The organism is Streptomyces sp. WAC06614 (assembly GCF_003949795.1).
Classification (GTDB): Bacteria; Actinomycetota; Actinomycetes; order Streptomycetales; family Streptomycetaceae; genus Streptomyces.
Genome location: NZ_RPRY01000177.1, coordinates 1 through 15,136, shown reverse-complemented (window position 1 = coordinate 15,136; position 15,136 = coordinate 1). Strand labels below are relative to the sequence as shown.

General features: G+C 73.6%; 9 protein-coding genes, 1 tRNA gene and 1 pseudogene. 10 read left to right on the top strand and 1 reads right to left on the bottom strand.

What is annotated here, in order from left to right; translation table 11 throughout:
* Positions 1–73: 73 nt before the first annotated feature.
* The 10 genes and pseudogenes from EF918_RS22335 to EF918_RS22290 form a co-directional block, all read left to right on the top strand.
* A pseudogene (locus EF918_RS22335) lies at positions 74–1,657 on the top strand (beta-N-acetylhexosaminidase); the annotation flags it as partial.
* Between the two features lie 348 nt (positions 1,658–2,005).
* Positions 2,006–2,878, top strand: coding sequence for a xanthine dehydrogenase family protein subunit M (locus tag EF918_RS22330; protein ID WP_125649572.1), 873 nt, complete (start codon positions 2,006–2,008; stop codon positions 2,876–2,878).
* Positions 2,875–5,706 (top strand): (2Fe-2S)-binding protein, encoded by a 2,832-nt coding sequence (locus tag EF918_RS38395; protein ID WP_260610500.1) that lies wholly within the window; start codon positions 2,875–2,877, stop codon positions 5,704–5,706. Before EF918_RS22330 ends, EF918_RS38395 begins: the two co-directional genes overlap by 4 nt.
* Complete coding sequence (locus EF918_RS22320; RefSeq protein WP_125649569.1) at positions 5,703–8,039, top strand: xanthine dehydrogenase family protein molybdopterin-binding subunit; 2,337 nt, start codon at positions 5,703–5,705, stop codon at positions 8,037–8,039. The genes EF918_RS38395 and EF918_RS22320 overlap by 4 nt, the downstream gene beginning before the upstream one ends.
* Positions 8,040–8,267: 228 nt before the next feature.
* Positions 8,268–8,747 (top strand): hypothetical protein, encoded by a 480-nt coding sequence (locus EF918_RS22315; RefSeq protein WP_125649566.1) that lies wholly within the window; start codon positions 8,268–8,270, stop codon positions 8,745–8,747.
* On the top strand, positions 8,747–10,192 hold the full coding sequence (locus tag EF918_RS22310; RefSeq protein ID WP_125649562.1) for a hypothetical protein: 1,446 nt from the start codon (positions 8,747–8,749) through the stop codon (positions 10,190–10,192). Before EF918_RS22315 ends, EF918_RS22310 begins: the two co-directional genes overlap by 1 nt.
* A gap of 110 nt (positions 10,193–10,302) precedes the next feature.
* Positions 10,303–11,382 carry a type VII secretion-associated serine protease mycosin gene (mycP, locus tag EF918_RS22305; RefSeq protein WP_312847855.1) on the top strand — a complete coding sequence of 360 codons (1,080 nt, stop codon included), beginning with the start codon at positions 10,303–10,305 and terminating at the stop codon, positions 11,380–11,382.
* A gap of 55 nt (positions 11,383–11,437) precedes the next feature.
* Entirely contained in the window at positions 11,438–11,869 is a 432-nt protein-coding gene (locus tag EF918_RS22300) for a hypothetical protein (RefSeq protein ID WP_125649556.1), read from the top strand.
* Positions 11,866–14,196 (top strand): DUF6571 family protein, encoded by a 2,331-nt coding sequence (locus tag EF918_RS22295; RefSeq protein ID WP_260610498.1) that lies wholly within the window; start codon positions 11,866–11,868, stop codon positions 14,194–14,196. Before EF918_RS22300 ends, EF918_RS22295 begins: the two co-directional genes overlap by 4 nt.
* Before the next feature lies 1 nt (position 14,197).
* On the top strand, positions 14,198–14,857 hold the full coding sequence (locus EF918_RS22290; protein ID WP_125649552.1) for a hypothetical protein: 660 nt from the start codon (positions 14,198–14,200) through the stop codon (positions 14,855–14,857).
* A gap of 46 nt (positions 14,858–14,903) precedes the next feature.
* Here EF918_RS22290 and EF918_RS22285 read toward each other — a convergent pair.
* A tRNA-Cys gene (locus EF918_RS22285) sits at positions 14,904–14,978 on the bottom strand.
* Between the last annotated feature and the right edge of the window lie 158 nt (positions 14,979–15,136).

The following is a 15,136-nucleotide window of genomic DNA, read 5'->3' as shown; positions in this document are numbered from 1 at the left end:
GTAGGGTCGGCGTCGGATGCGTTCAGCGAAACGTGCGTTGCGCAGTGCGCAACGCACGTTTCGCTGAACGCATCCGACGCCGACCCTACCGGCCGGGCCGGGCACCGCGGCCACCGCCCGCTGGCTGCGCCGCGAACTGGGCGCCGCGACCGGCTGGGAACTGCCGCCGGCCGGCCCCGAGGCCGGGCCGGGCGGGCGCCGGCAGACGATCGAGCTGGTCCTGCGCCCCCGCCTGGCCGACACGCTCGGCCCCGAGGCGTACGAGGTCCACGTGCGGGAGAGCGGTGTGCTCCTGGAGGGCGCCGACGCGGCCGGCCTGTTCTGGGCCGCCCAGACGCTCCGTCAGCTCCTCGGCCCGGACGCGTACCGCAAGGCCCCGGTGCGCCGGACCTGGACCCTCCCGGTCGGAGGCGTGCAGGACGCGCCCCGCTTCGGCTGGCGCGGCATGATGCTCGACGTCGCGCGGCACTTCCTGCCCAAGGACGGGGTGCTGCGCTACCTCGACCTGCTGGCCGCGCACAAGCTCAACGTGCTGCACCTGCACCTGACGGACGACCAGGGCTGGCGGATCCGGATCGCACGCTTCCCTCGGCTCACCGAGGTCGGCGCCTGGCGCCCGCGCAGCCGGTGGGGACACCGGGCCTCGCCGCTGTGGAACGACACCCCGCACGGCGGGTTCTACACCCACGACGACATCCGGGAGATCGTGGCGTACGCCGCCGAACGCCACATCCGGGTGGTTCCCGAGATCGACATTCCGGGCCATTCGCAGGCGGCCATCGCGGCGTACCCCGAACTCGGCAACACCGACGTGGTGGACACCGCCGCCCTCGGCGTCTGGGACGACTGGGGCATCAACGAGAACGTGCTCGCCCCCACCGAGGCCGTGCTGCGGTTCTACGAAGGCGTCTTCGAGGAGGTGCTGGAGCTCTTCCCGCCGGAGGTCTCGCCGTTCGTGCACATCGGCGGTGACGAGTGCCCCAAGCGCCAGTGGCGCGAGTCGCCGACGGCCCAGGCGCGCATCCGGGAGCTGGGCGTGGACGGCGAGGACGGCCTGCAGTCCTGGTTCGTCCGGCACTTCGACCGCTGGCTCACCGCGCGCGGCCGCCGCCTGATCGGCTGGGACGAGATCCTGGAGGGCGGACTCGCCGACGGCGCCGCGGTCTCCTCCTGGCGCGGGTCCGCGGGCGGCATCGCCGCCGCCGAGGCCGGGCACGACGTGGTGATGTGCCCCGAGCAGCAGGTCTACCTGGACCACCGTCAGGACGGCGGCCCCGACGAGCCGATGCCCATCGGGTACGTCCGCACCCTGGAGGACGTCTACCGCTTCGAGCCGGTCCCGCCGAAGCTGTCGCCGCGGGCGGCCCGGCACGTGCTGGGCGCGCAGGCCAACGTGTGGACCGAGGTGATGGAGAACCAGGACCGGATCGACTACCAGGTGTTCCCGCGCCTGGCGGCCTTCGCCGAGGTCGTGTGGTCGCCGCAGCCGGAGCCCGCCGCCCGGGACTTCGCGGCGTTCGAGGCCCGGATGGGCCCGCACTACGCCCGGCTCGACGCCCTGGGCGTCGGCTACCGGCCGCCGACCGGGCCCCGGCCGTGGCAGCGGCGGCCGGGCGTCCTGGGGCGGCCGATCGACGGGACGCCGCGGGAGGCGTAGCCGCCGGGCTCCGCGGGAGGACCGGCTGCCGGGCGTCGCGGGAGAGGTGGCCGCCGGACGCCGCCGGAGGCCTGGCCGCCGGGCTCCGCGGGAGGCGTGGCCGCCGGGGAGGGATGCCGCCATGGGGGGACGTAGACCGGTATGCCGGAATCTTCCGAAGATACGGTGCGAATCGGGCGAGTTGGCGCGGTGGCGCCGGGAGGGGAAGGCCGAAGGGGCGCCCGGCCGACCCTCGCGCCGGGCGCCACGGAAGATGTGCCAGAGTTGCCACGTCCCGGCGGTGAGCACGTACCGTACGGCGGACAGGCGTGAGCGCCGGGACCGGGACATCGGGAAGGGGCAGCTGGGTTGACCACGCACGCACCGCAGGCGGCGCAGTCCGTGACGCTGCCGGCCTCGCTCGACGAGGCCGTGGCGGCGCTCGCCGCCATGCCTGCCGCAGTACCGGTTGCCGGAGGCACCGATCTGATGGCGGCCGTCAACGCCGGACTGCTGCGGCCCGCCGCGCTGGTCGGCCTCGGCCGGATCAACGAGATCCGCGGCTGGCAGTACCAGGACGGACACGCCCTGCTGGGCGCCGGCCTCACCCACGCGCGGATGGGCCGGCCCGACTTCGCCGCCCTCATCCCGGCGCTGGCCGCCGCCGCGCGGGCCGCGGGCCCGCCGCAGATCCGTAACGCCGGCACCCTCGGCGGGAACATCGCCAGTGCCGCACCGGCCGGCGACACCCTGCCGGTGCTGGCCGCACTGGAGGCCCTCCTCGTCGTGCTCGGACCGGAGGGGCAGCGGGAGATCCCCGTCTCGCACCTGCTGGCGGGCCGCGAGATGCTGCGGCCCGGCGAGCTCATCGGTTTCGTGCGGGTGCCGCTGCTGCACGCCCCGCAGGTCTTCCTCAAAGCGACCGGCCGGACCGGGCCCGGGCGCGCGGTGGCGTCCGTGGGACTCGTACTCGACCCCGCGCGCCGGGGCGTACGGATCGCCGTGGGCGCCGTCGCGCCGATGCCGCTACGGCCCCTGGAGGCCGAGCGCTGGGTGGCCTCGCTGATCGACTGGGACGGCGAACGGGCCCTGGCGCCCGAGGCGCTGGAGGCCTTCGGGGACTATGTGGGGGCCGCGTGCGTGCCGGACCAGGGGGACCCGGTCCCGGCGGCGGTCCTCCACCTGCGGCGGACGGTGGCAGTGCTGGCACGGAGGGCCCTGGGGAGGGCGCTGACCTCATGAGTGAGAACGAGAACGTGAGCGGGACGGGCGCAGCCGGATTCGGCTGGCAGCCGGTACCGCACGGGGGCGACTACGACTCCGACGCGACCGCCTTCGTCCAGCTCCCGGACGATGTGCTCGAAGCCCTGGGCATGGGCGAGCCGCTGGCCGCGCCCGGGCACGGCTATGTGCCGCCGCCGATGATCGTGCCGCTGAACTCGGCCGCCAGCGGTGACCCGACCGCCACCGGGACGTGGACCGTCCCCACCGAGTGGCCCGAGGCGGGGCCGGTCGGCACGGCCGGCGCTCCCGGCATGTCCGACGCTCCCGGGACGTCCGGCGCCGGCGCGGCGGAGGGCGGCGAGGGGCCCGGACCGGTCGATCCGGAAGGGGCCTCGACGGCGGAGTGGCAGTTCCCGGACGCCGTCCGGCACAGCCCGCCGCCCGCGCCGACCCCCCTGGACGCCGACTGGAGCCAGGCCCCCGCGACCCTGCCCGGCGGCGCTCCCGCGCCCTGGGCCGACGGCTCCGCGCCCGGCCTGCGGCTGCTCGGCGGCCCCGGCGTCGGCGCGACCGGCCGGCCGCCGCAGCGGGTCCTGGGCGGCCCCGGCGTGGGCACCCCGCTGGACGCGCAGCACCACGACCTCGGTACCCCGCCGGGCGACGCGCAGCACCCGGGCCACGGCATGCCGCTCGGCGCGCCGGGCCCGGGCCTGGGCATGCCGGCGGCCGCGGACATCGAACCGAGCCACGCCCACGCCCACCTCCCGTCCCAGGCCCACCCGACTCCCGACCACGACCACACCGCGGCCCACGACGGCACCGCCGCGCCCGCCCCGGATCCGTACGCCTCCTACGCCGTACCCGGCGCGGCCGAGGTCGACACCTACGGCACGTACGGGGCCGGCCTGCGGCTCGCCCCGGAGCCGGAGCCGCACGGCGGCACCGGCCCCGGCCACACCCCGGCCGAGGGCGTCCCGCTGCTGCTCGGCGGGGCCGAGGGCACGGCGTACGGCACGGACCCCTACGCGTCCTCGGCGCCGACGGCGTACGGCAGCGGGGCCGGCCACACGCCGGCGCACGGCGTGCCGTTCGGCGCGGGCGCCGGGCACACGCCGGCGGAGGGCGTGCCGTTCGGCGCGGGTCCGGGGAACGCGCCGGCGGAGGGCGCCGCGGACGCCGCGCACCACCCGGCGGACACCGAGCCGTCGCCGTACGCCGACACCCCCGACCACCTGCCGCCGACCGCGCCCGGAGCCCCGTTCCACCACGGCGCCGACCACGGGCTCGGCCGCGGGGTCGACGCGGGTCACACGCCGGCCGGGGGCGTACCGCTGCCCGGCCCGACCGACCCGGGCCACCGCGCGGCGGAGGACCCGTCGTCCCCGCACCCCGGCGGGACGTACGGCGCCGGCATCGGCGCCGGCCCCGGCCACACGCCGGCGGAAGGGGTACCGCTGGGCGACTTCACCACGGCGGACCACCACACCCCGGCCGGGGGCGTTCCGACGGCCCCGGGCCAGGGCGAGACCCCGTTCGAGGGCGGCCCCGGCGCCGCCGGCCCCGGCGAGGAGCCGCTCGGCGGTGCCGGTGGGACCGGGCACCACGAGTTCCAGCGCGACGGCGTTGGCGGGACCGGACATCACGAGCTTCCGCTCGACGGCGTCGGCGGGACGGGACACCACGAGATTCCGTTCGGCAGCGCCGGCGCGACCGGGCCCGAGGAGGGCCCGGTCGGCGAGGCCGCGTTCGGCGGCGGCGCCGACGGCAGCGTGCCCGACGACGGCAGCGCGCCCGGCGACGGCAGCGTGCCCGGCGAGGGCGAGGCGTCGGACGCAGCCGCGGCCGAGGACGAGGACGGTCGTACGCCCGCGCACGGCGTGGACGTGGACCTGTCCGCCGAGCCGGCCGGCGGCCCCGCCGAGGGCGAGGGCGAGGCCGAAGGCGCGGTTGCGGCGGGCGGCCCTGCCTCGGGCGCCGCGCGCGTCGGCGGGGACGCCGGCGCGTCGGGCGAGGCGTACCCCGACCCCGCGCCCGGAGCGCACCACGAGCACCCGCTCGCCTCCTACGTCCTGCGCGTCAACGGCTCCGACCGCCCCGTCACCGGCGCCTGGATCGGCGAGTCCCTGCTCTACGTGCTCCGCGAGCGCCTCGGCCTCGCCGGGGCCAAGGACGGCTGCTCGCAGGGCGAGTGCGGCGCCTGCGCCGTGCAGGTCGACGGCCGGCTCGTCGCCTCCTGCCTGGTCCCGGCGGCCACCGCCGCCGGCAGCGAGGTCCGTACCGTCGAGGGCCTCGCCCAGAACGGCGAACTGTCCGACGTGCAGCAGGCCCTGTGCCGTTCCGGCGCGGTCCAGTGCGGCTTCTGCATCCCGGGCATGGCCATGACCATCCACGACCTCCTGGAGGGCAACCACGCCCCCAGCGAGCTGGAGACCCGCCAGGCCCTGTGCGGCAACCTCTGCCGGTGCTCCGGCTACCAGGGCGTCCTGGACGCCGTCCGCGAGGTCGTCGCCACCCGCGACGCGACCGCCGAGGCCGCGCAGCCCGGCACGGCGGCCACGGCGGCGGCGGGCGTCTTCGCGGCCGGCGCCACCGGCCCGGCAGCCCAGCCGGACGCGCCCGACCAGCACCTGCACCAGCACCCGCACCCGCACCAGTTCCCGCACGAGTACCAGCAGCACCACGAGCACCCGCACCAGGACCACGCCCCGCACCACGACCCGCACCAGCCCCGCATTCCCCACCAGGCCGCACCCGGCGACGGCGGCGTCCACCCGCACCACGCGCACGGACCGCACGAGCACGACCCCCACGGACAGGACCACGGACAGCACGGAGGAATGGCGTGAGCGGGAACGACGCCGCCACCGCGACGGCGACCGCCCAGACCACGGACCGGCCCGCGGCCGGCGCCCCGTCCCCGGACGGGCCGCCCCGCGGCCTCGGCGTATCCGTGCCCTCCGCCGACGCCCACGCCAAGGCCGGCGGCACCTACCCGTACGCGGCCGACCTCTGGGCCGAGGGCCTGCTCTGGGCCGCCGTGCTGCGGTCCCCGCACGCCCACGCCCGCATCCTGTCCGTCGACACCTCGGCCGCCGCCGCGATGCCGGGCGTCCGCGCCGTCGTCACGCACGCCGACGTCCCCGGCGCCACCACCCACGGCCGCAAGATCGCCGACCGGCCCGTCTTCGCCCACGACGTCGTGCGCCACCACGGCGAACCCATCGCCGCCGTCGCCGCCGACCACCCCGACACCGCGCGCCTCGCCGCCGCCGCGATCACGGTCGAGTACGAACTCCTCGACGCGGTCACCGACCCCGAGCAGTCCTTCGCCGCCCCGCCCCTGCACCCCGACGGCAACCTGATCCGGCACATCCCCCTGCGCTACGGCGACCCGGAGGCCACCGGCGAGGTCGTCGTCGAGGGCCTGTACCGGATCGGCCGCCAGGACCCGGCCCCCATCGGCGCCGAGGCCGGCCTCGCCGTGCCCCGCCCCGACGGCGGCGTCGAGCTCTACACCGCCTCCACCGACCCGCACACCGACCGCGACCTGGCCGCCGCCTGCTTCGGCCTCGAACCCGAACGCGTCAAGGTCGTCGTCACCGGCGTCCCCGGCGCCACCGCCGACCGCGAGGACGCCGGCTTCCAGCTCCCCCTGGGCCTGCTCGCCCTGCGCACCGGCTGCCCGGTGAAACTGGCCGCGACCCGCGAGGAGTCCTTCCTCGGCCACTCCCACCGCCACCCGACCCTGCTGCGCTACCGCCACCACGCGGACGCCGAGGGCCGCCTGGTCAAGGTCGAGGCGCAGATCCTGATGGACGCCGGCGCCTACGCCGACTCCTCCGCCGAGTCCCTGGCCGCCGCCGTGGCCTTCGCCTGCGGCCCGTACGTCGTCCCGCACGCCTTCGTCGAGGGCTGGGCGGTGCGCACCAACAACCCGCCCTCCGGCCACGTCCGCGGCGAGGGCGCCCTGCAGGTCTGCGCGGCGTACGAGGGCCAGATGGACAAACTGGCCGCCGCCCTGGGCCTCGACGGCGCCGAGCTGCGCCTGCGCAACGTGCTGGCCACCGGCGACCTGCTGCCCACCGGCCAGACCGTCACCTGCCCCGCCCCCGTCGCGGAACTCCTGCGCGCCGTGCGCGACTTCGAGCTGCCCTCGCTCCCCAAGGACGCCCCGGAGGAGGAGTGGCTGCTGCCCGGCGGCCTCGACGGCGCGGGCGAACCGGGCGCGGTACGGCGCGGCGTGGGCTACGGCGTGGGTATGGTCCACATGCTCGGCGCCGAGGGCACCGACGAGGTCTCCACCGCGACCGTGAAGATCCACGAGGGCAGGGCCACCGTCATCTGCGCGGCCGTCGAGACCGGCCAGGGCTTCGCCACCCTCGCCCGCCAGATCGTCCAGGAGGTCCTGGGGCTGGACGAGGTGCAGGTGGCCCCCGTCGACACCGACCAGCCGCCGGCCGGTCCGACCACGCACGGCCGGCACACGTGGGTCTCGGGCGGGGCGGTGGAACGGGCCGCCAAGATGGTCCGCACCCAGCTCCTCCAGCCGATGGCGCACAAGCTCGGCATGTCGACGGAGCTCCTGCAGATCCAGGAAGGCCGCATCACGTCGTACGACGGCGCGTTCTCGACCACGGTCGCGGAGGCCGTGGCGGGCAAGGAGCTGTGGGCCACGGCCCAGTGCCGCCCCCACCCGACCGAACCGCTGGACGCCGACGGCCAGGGCGACGCCTTCGTCGGCCTCGCCTTCTGCGCGGTCCGCGCGGTGGTGGACGTCGACATCGAGCTGGGCACGGTCCGCGTGGTCGAACTGGCGGTCGCCCAGGACGTCGGCCGCGTCCTCAACCCGGCCCAGTTGCGCGCCCGTATCGAGGCCGGCGTCACCCAGGGCGTGGGCGCGGCGCTGACGGAGAATCTCCGCACGGCGTCCGGCCTGGTCCGCCACCCCGACCTGACCGGCTACGCCCTGCCGACGGCCCTGGACGCGCCGGCCGTGCGGATCGTGAAGCTGGTCGAAGAGCGGGACGTGGTCGCGACGTTCGGCGCCAAGGCGGCCAGTGCCGTCCCTGTGGTGACGGCCCCCGCAGCGGTAGCCTCGGCCGTACGCGCGGCCACCGGTCGCCCGGTCAACCGGCTGCCCATCCGCCCCTCGTCGGCGGTGGCCACCGCCAACTCGTGACCGTGTGAGCCGCATTGCACCTGCAACCCCGAGGTTGGGGCTGTCGGTGCCGGTCGCTAAAGTGATCGTTGAGTCAACGTAAGTCAGCGCGCGCACGGGTGCGACCGGGAACGAACGACCGGTACGAACGGGGACGGCGGTGGCGGCACCCACCGCGACAACGGGGAGTAGCGGGGAAACGGGGAGGCCACGGTGGCTTGGGATGTCGATCCGAGCATCATTGGACTGATGCCGGGAATGGGGCCGATGGCCCCGGCCCTGGAAGCGACGAACAAGGTCCTGATCCAGAATCAGGCACCGGCCCTGTTCGTCGAGCACGAGAACATGGTCAAGTACAAGCAGCGCGTGGACGCCCTGCTGGACCAGCTCAAGGGCTCGAAGGCAGCCTCGGGCGAAATCGCCGACGGCACCTTGGCCCAGGGCGCCCTGGGCAAGGGCTTCCCGGAGGCGGAGGCGCTGCACACGGCGTACAACAAGGTGCGCTCGGAGCTGGAGGGCCTGTCGAAGGCGCTGGCGGGGCAGATCGAGGCGCTGGGGATCGCGATCCTGGCGTCGAAGGTCGGCTACGAGAACATCGACGAGGACGTGAAGGCGCGGATGCGGGCGATCCATTCCTCCGCGCAGACGCAGTGGGAGAAGCACCAGAAGGAGCGCCCGAACCAGCCGCAGGGTCAGGGCAACGGCAGCACGTCGGGCGGTGAGATGTAATGGCGACCACGAATTTCGAGGGCTACTCGCACCAGGAACTGCTCGCGATGATCGCCTCCGTGAACGCGGAGGCCGTGAAGTCGCGCGGCCAGCTCCTGAAGGAGGCCGAGGTCACGATCACGAAGATCGGCAACGACCTCAAGAACCACAAGGTCGAAGGCTGGGAGGGCAAGGCCGCCCAGGCCTTCCAGGAGTGGGTCAACGCCATGGGCAACGAGACCCTCCGCCTGGGCGAGTACAGCAAGACCGGCGGCACCTGGATGGAGAACGCGGCCCAGACCATCATCGAGGTCAAGGCCAACATGCCGAAGTACGACACCTCGGCGGCGGAGAACCTGGAAGCGGCCCAGAAGTACCACAACGACCCGGACTCGGCGCAGATCGGCCGCGAGGCCACGTCCAAGCTGTCGAAGGACCGCCAGGAGGCGATCCAGCAGCTGACGAAGCTGGCGCAGTCGTACGAGGCGTCGTCGACCCAGATGAACAAGGCTCAGCCGCCGGTGTTTCCGCCGCCGCCGGCCGATTTTGTGCCGGCAGGACGTGACGGCGATACGAGCATCGCGCGTCCCGACGGTGGCGGTGACGCCCGGCACCGGGAACCCAGCTTGGACGACGGGCCGACCGGGCGTCGACGCGACACTGGTGGTGACGACAAGCCCGGCTACGTCCCCGGCCACGGTCCCGATCCGGACAACCGGCCGCCGTCTACCACCGGTCCGCGACCGGACACCGACACGCGCGTCAACATCGACACCACCACGCTGCCGGAGCGCACGACGCCACCGAGCGAGGTCCGCGTTCCGCCCACGACTACGGGCCCCACTCCGGGCGGCGGGCCGGTGCTCCTGCCGCCGACGCTTCCGCCGACCCTCGGCCCGAGGACGCCCACTCCTGGCCTTCCCGGGCAGGGTCCCGTGGGGTCCACGGGCGGTCGGCAGCCGAGCGGGTTGCCCCCGACCTCGGGCCCCGGCGGCAAGAACGTCGGTCCTGCCGGTGGGCTGCCCCCGCGGGACGGCATCAGTGGTGGTCGTCAGGTGCAGACGGGCGGCCGTAACACCGGCATCCCGCGGAGCACTGTCATCGGCGGCTCCGAGGGCGGCCCCATGGGCCGCGGTGCGCCTGGCGGCGCTGGCGGCTTGGGCGGTGGCCTCGGTGGCGGCCAGAACGGCGTTGCCGGCGGCCGTCGACTGGCCACCGAGCGCGGTGGTGTCGTCGGTGGGCGCGCGCCCGGTGCTGGTGGTCGTTCGACCACGGGCGGCCAGGCCTTCACCCAGGGTGGTTCGGGGCTGGTCCGTGGCCAGGGTGCCGCCGCGGTCGGCGGTCCGGGTGCGCGTACGCCCAACAAGAAGCGGACGGACACCAAGGGCAAGCGCCCCGACTACCTGGCCGAGGACGAAGAGACGTGGCAGGGCGACCGTAAGGTTGTTCCGCCCGTGATCGACTGAGCGAACGGATACTGCACGAGATGCGCATGCGGAAAGCTACGTCGGCCCTGGTGGGTCTCCTGCTGGCCGGAGTCGCCGCGACTCCGGCCCACGCGGAGACCATCCGGTCCATGCAATGGCATCTCGATTCGATGCAGGCCGAGCAGATGTGGAAGACCAGCACGGGCAAGGGTGTCACTGTCGCTGTCATCGACTCCGGCGTGGCGAGCGTCCCTGAGCTGGAAGGCCAGGTCCTTCCCGGGAAGGACCTGGCCGACGGGTACCAGGGTGACGAGCGCACCGATTACGACAGTCACGGCACCAAAATGGCTGCCCTGATTGCGGGGACAGGTAAGGGCCCGGGTGGCGGCGATGGGGCCTTTGGGCTCGCGCCGGGTGCCAAGATTCTTCCGATCAGGGTTCCGAACGAGGGCAATCGAGACGGAATGCCGTCTTGGGTCGCTGCCATTCGTTATGCGGCCGATTCCGAAGCCAAGATCCTCAACATCTCCTTGGGCCAGACGGAGAAGGAGCCTCAGCTCCAGGCTGCGGTGAAGTACGCCATCGATAAGGGCAAGCTGGTCTTCGCCTCAGTGGGTAACTCCGGAAGCGGCCAGAACCTGCTGGAGTACCCCGCAGGAACGCCCGGGGTGATCGGCGTTGCCGCGATCGACCAGCAGGCAAATGCCACAACCGAATCACAGCACGGGCCGCAGGTCGACCTTGCCGCTCCCGGTGTGGACATCGTGACTGCCTGCACCGGCAAGACGGGACTCTGTAAGGCCCACGGCACCAGTGACGCCACAGCCCTAGCCTCGGCCTCGGCCGCCCTCATCTGGTCCGCTCACCCCGACTGGACCAACAACCAGGTCCTCCGCGTCCTCCTCAACACCGCCGGCAAGCCCCGCGACGGCGTCGGGCGGAACGACTACATCGGGTACGGCGTCGTCCGGCCGCGGATCGCGCTCACCAACCCGGGTGACCCCGGTTCGGCCACGGAGTGGCCGCTTCCGGATCTCGCCGCGGCCGCGCCCGCCGGGGGCTCGTCGCCCTCCGCCGGGGGTGGAACGCCCAGCCAGGGTGCCCCGGCGCCCGCTGCGGCCAAGGAGGGTGACGGGCTGCCCTGGACGTGGATCGGGTTGGGGCTCGCGGCCTGTGTCCTGATCGGCGGGGCCGTCACAGCGGTTGTCGTACGGCGGCAGAACCGGTAGACACAGGCAGCGCCGGCAGTAGCACCGGCAGCAGCGGAACGGGGAGCGTCAGCGCATGTCCTTCGAAGCAGAGTGGTCCTCCGCGCGCGCCGGGGCCGGCGCGAACGTGTCCATGCGGCTCAACCAGGTCGCCCCCGAGCCGGGCGGCGGGGGTGGCGCCGGCAAGGCCGACCTGAAGATCGAGGACGATCACATCGGGGCCATCGGCTCGGCGGCGTTCACGCTGCACAACCGGCTCCAGAAGGACGGCGACCACGCCCGCGTCGCCACGTTCGACGCCTCCCTGGCGCTCACCAACCACAACTTCACCAGCGGTTCGGCCCTCCTCCAGGTCCACGACCGCTGGAACTCCCAGCTCCACGTCCTCGTCGCCGCCTGTGCGAACATCTCCAACCACTGCGACTACACCGTCACGCACCACGACCACGAGGAACGCAAGCTCGTCACCGACATCAACGCCTCCAAGATCAACGAATACCTCAAGTGAGCGCCGTGCTGACCTTCGAGAACGTGATGGACGCCCCGCTGGACAAGCTGAACACGGCGGTCCAGGACTGGGGCGCGATGGTGAAGAAGCTCGACGAGCTCGCCGACTCCGCCCGGACCGTGATGAAGGCCCGGTCCGACAAGGCCGACTGGTCGGGCGTGAACGCGGACGTGACCAAGCCGTTCGTGGAGAAGACGGCCAAGGAGTTCGACGACGCGGCCAAGGAGGCCAAGGGCGTCCACCAGCTCCTCTCCGACGGCTACACGACGATCAAGGCGGCCAAGGACGCCCTGAAGAAGATCGTCGACGAAGAGGCGCCGAAGGCCGGCTTCCGGGTGGACGCGGCCGGCAAGGTGACGGCCGTACCGATGGACCCGAAGACCGAGTACGCCGCCCGGCACGACCCCGACTACGCGGAGTGGAAGCGCAAGCAGGAGGAGGACCGCAAGGCGTGGCAGGCGCGGATCGACCGGCTGGTCGAGGACGCCCAGGACGCCGACGACTCCCTCGCCCGCGCCCTGCGCGCCAACGTCACCGACGACCACAACTTCAGCGGGCCGAAGTACACCACCCTGGACGCCGAGCAGGCCGACCGGGCGGCCGAGCTGATGAAGAAGCTCAGCAAGGACCCGGGCGGGGTCGCCCGCAACCCGGAGGCGCTGCGCGAGCTGGAGGACCTGCTCGACGACAACCGCAACGACCCCGAGTTCGCCCCGGACTTCTACCGCAAGCTCGGCCCCGAGGGCACCCTGGAGGCGTACGCGAAGCTGTCGCTGGACGCGTCGAGCCTGGGCGAGGCCGGCCGGGACCGGCTCGCGATGGTCGGCAACATCCAGAACGACATGGGCGCGATGCTCGGCCTCGCCACGCAGAAGAGCACGCCGAACCACCTCGACGCGGCGTGGACCACCGACCTGATGAAGGCCGGCCGCAAGGAGATGCAGGTCACGGGCGACGCGACCAGCAGGATCTACGGCTACCAGGCGCTCGGGGCGCTGCTGCGCGAGGGCACGTACGACAAGGAGTTCCTCACCTCGGTCGGCCGGGACATGGTCGCCTTCGACCGGGAGGACCCCAAGCGGTGGGAGTACGGGTCCCCGTACGACCCGAAGCGGGTCCTCAGCCAGGGCGGGGACGGCAGCCGCGGGTTCTACCCGCTGACCGGCCTGATGGAGGCCATGTCCCACAACCCGGACGCGGCCACGGCGTTCTTCTCGGAGCCGGTCCGCGAGGACAGCGACCACGACGGCGTCGTGACGACGAAGGACAAGCCGGTCGGCGGGCAGCACGGGCAGGACCGCGGCATGGTCGACTACATGCTGGACAAGGAGTCCTGGGCCGACGCGTTCGACCAGACCCGCGACCACCCGTACGGCAAGCCGCTGCCCGCCCAGGAGGCCCTGGGCGCGGCCCTGGAGACGGCGGTGAGCGGTCGCGCGGCGGGCGACGAGGACGCGGCGCCGAAGCCGCACAGCCCGGAGATGGCGAAGATCATGGAACGGGTCGTCGAGAAGGTCGGCGACGACCCGTCCCTGGTGGCCCAGGACCCGGACGACGCGGACAAGAAGCCGAGGCTGGGGCCGCTGTCGGGGCACTTCGGCAACATGGCGGCCGAGTACATCGCGGACCTCCAGGCGTCCGCCGAGAACGGCGGCAACCAGATCAAGGCCAACGGCACCATGGCCACATTCGACGAGTCGACGGTGGCCCGCTTCCTCGGCGCGGTCGGCCAGGACCCGGAGGCGTACGGCACGATCACCAATGCCAACCAGGCCTTCACCGCGGTGCTGGTCAACGATGCCGTCCAGCACCGGGGGGAACAGCACCACACGCTGCTCGGCGAGGCCGTGGAGAACGCGGTCCAGCCGGGCGGGCAGATCGCGGGCATGATGACCGAGGCCCGCGCCCAGGGCATGCACGCCGAGACGGCCCACACGAACGAGGAGTACGTCAAGGGCGTCGAGGACGGCGCGAAGTGGATCAACCGGGGCATCACCGCGGCCGGCGGCAAGTACCTGGAAATGGTGCCCCTGGCCGGCGACATCGTCGAATGGGTCCAGGAGGACGTCACCGAACACTTCGTCGAGGGCGCCAAGGAGGACGGCAAGGAGAAGACCGCCGAGACCGAGAAGGCGGTTGCGGAGATGTACACGAAGGCGGACCACGGCGTCAGCAGTGCCGCCGCGCAGGCGGTGCGGCACTCGGCGGCCGGCTCGGGCATGTCCCAGCAGGACATCGACACGCTCGCCGGAGTGGCGTCCAAGGAGTCCTCGGTGGCCCACTCGGTCGGCCGGGACCTGGTGGACAGCTCGAAGGGACCGTCCTGACATGGGCCCGATACGTGCTGCGGCATGCGCCGTCGTGGTCGCGGCGTTCGCCGCGTCGGTCATGGGGTGCACGGCGTCGGACGGCGAACCGAAGGCCTCGCCGTCGGTGAAGCGGCCGACGGTCGACCTGACCGAGGCCTGCCCGGGCCTGATCTCGGACGCGGCGGGTCAGGCGTTGAAGGACGTCCTGCAGTCGTCGCACCTGGCCAACGACGACGGGCAGACCGTCGGTGTCACGGCCGTGGGCAAGGGCTTGGAGGCGGCGTACCGCGCGGGGCCGAAAGCCCGGGAGGCGGCCGTCCCGTCGTGCAGAGTCACCGGCATCGTCGGCAGCGGCAAACGCGTCGGGGAGCTCCGCTTCGCCGGTGACGCCGGAGGCGGCGGCACCGCGGACCGGACGGGCGTCCAGGTGACCCGGGCCGACAAGGAACGCGGTGTCTCCTTCGACTGCGTGAGCCGCCGCGCCGGATCCACGCGGGAGTCGCCGCTGCGGATCACCGCGGTCTACAAGGACCTGTACCTGAACAGCAGGGGCGACGCCGAGCTGGGGGAGGACTACGTCACCCTGGCCCACTCGGCCGCGCTGGCCGTCGCCAAGGACCTCGGCTGTGAGGCCGACGGCGGCCTGCCCGCCGCGGCCTCGGCCCTGCCGAAGGCATGACACGAAGGCCGCCGGGCGGGATGCCTGGCGGCCTTCGGGGTGGTGCTGGAGGCCGTGGCGGGAATTGAACCCGCGTACCCCGCTTTGCAGGCGAGTCCCTGGGCCACTCGGGCACACGGCCAGGTGTCGTCGGGGGGTGTGCCCGGCGACATCACCGACCGTACGGGGGCGGCGGCGAGCCACGGAAGGGGCGCCCGGGGCCTGCAACACGACTGCCATGCCGCGTTCACAAGGCCGGGCCCCGGCCCCCTGGACCCGGCCTTGTGAACGCGGCATGGC

Coding starts and splice junctions, on each gene's coding strand:
- EF918_RS38395 (WP_260610500.1), top strand. CDS start 2,875: ATGAGTGAGAACGAGAACGTGAGCGGGACGGGCGCAGCCGGATTCGGC.
- EF918_RS22315 (WP_125649566.1), top strand. CDS start 8,268: ATGCCGGGAATGGGGCCGATGGCCCCGGCCCTGGAAGCGACGAACAAG.
- EF918_RS22310 (WP_125649562.1), top strand. CDS start 8,747: ATGGCGACCACGAATTTCGAGGGCTACTCGCACCAGGAACTGCTCGCG.
- mycP (WP_312847855.1), top strand. CDS start 10,303: ATGCAATGGCATCTCGATTCGATGCAGGCCGAGCAGATGTGGAAGACC.
- EF918_RS22300 (WP_125649556.1), top strand. CDS start 11,438: ATGTCCTTCGAAGCAGAGTGGTCCTCCGCGCGCGCCGGGGCCGGCGCG.
- EF918_RS22290 (WP_125649552.1), top strand. CDS start 14,198: ATGGGCCCGATACGTGCTGCGGCATGCGCCGTCGTGGTCGCGGCGTTC.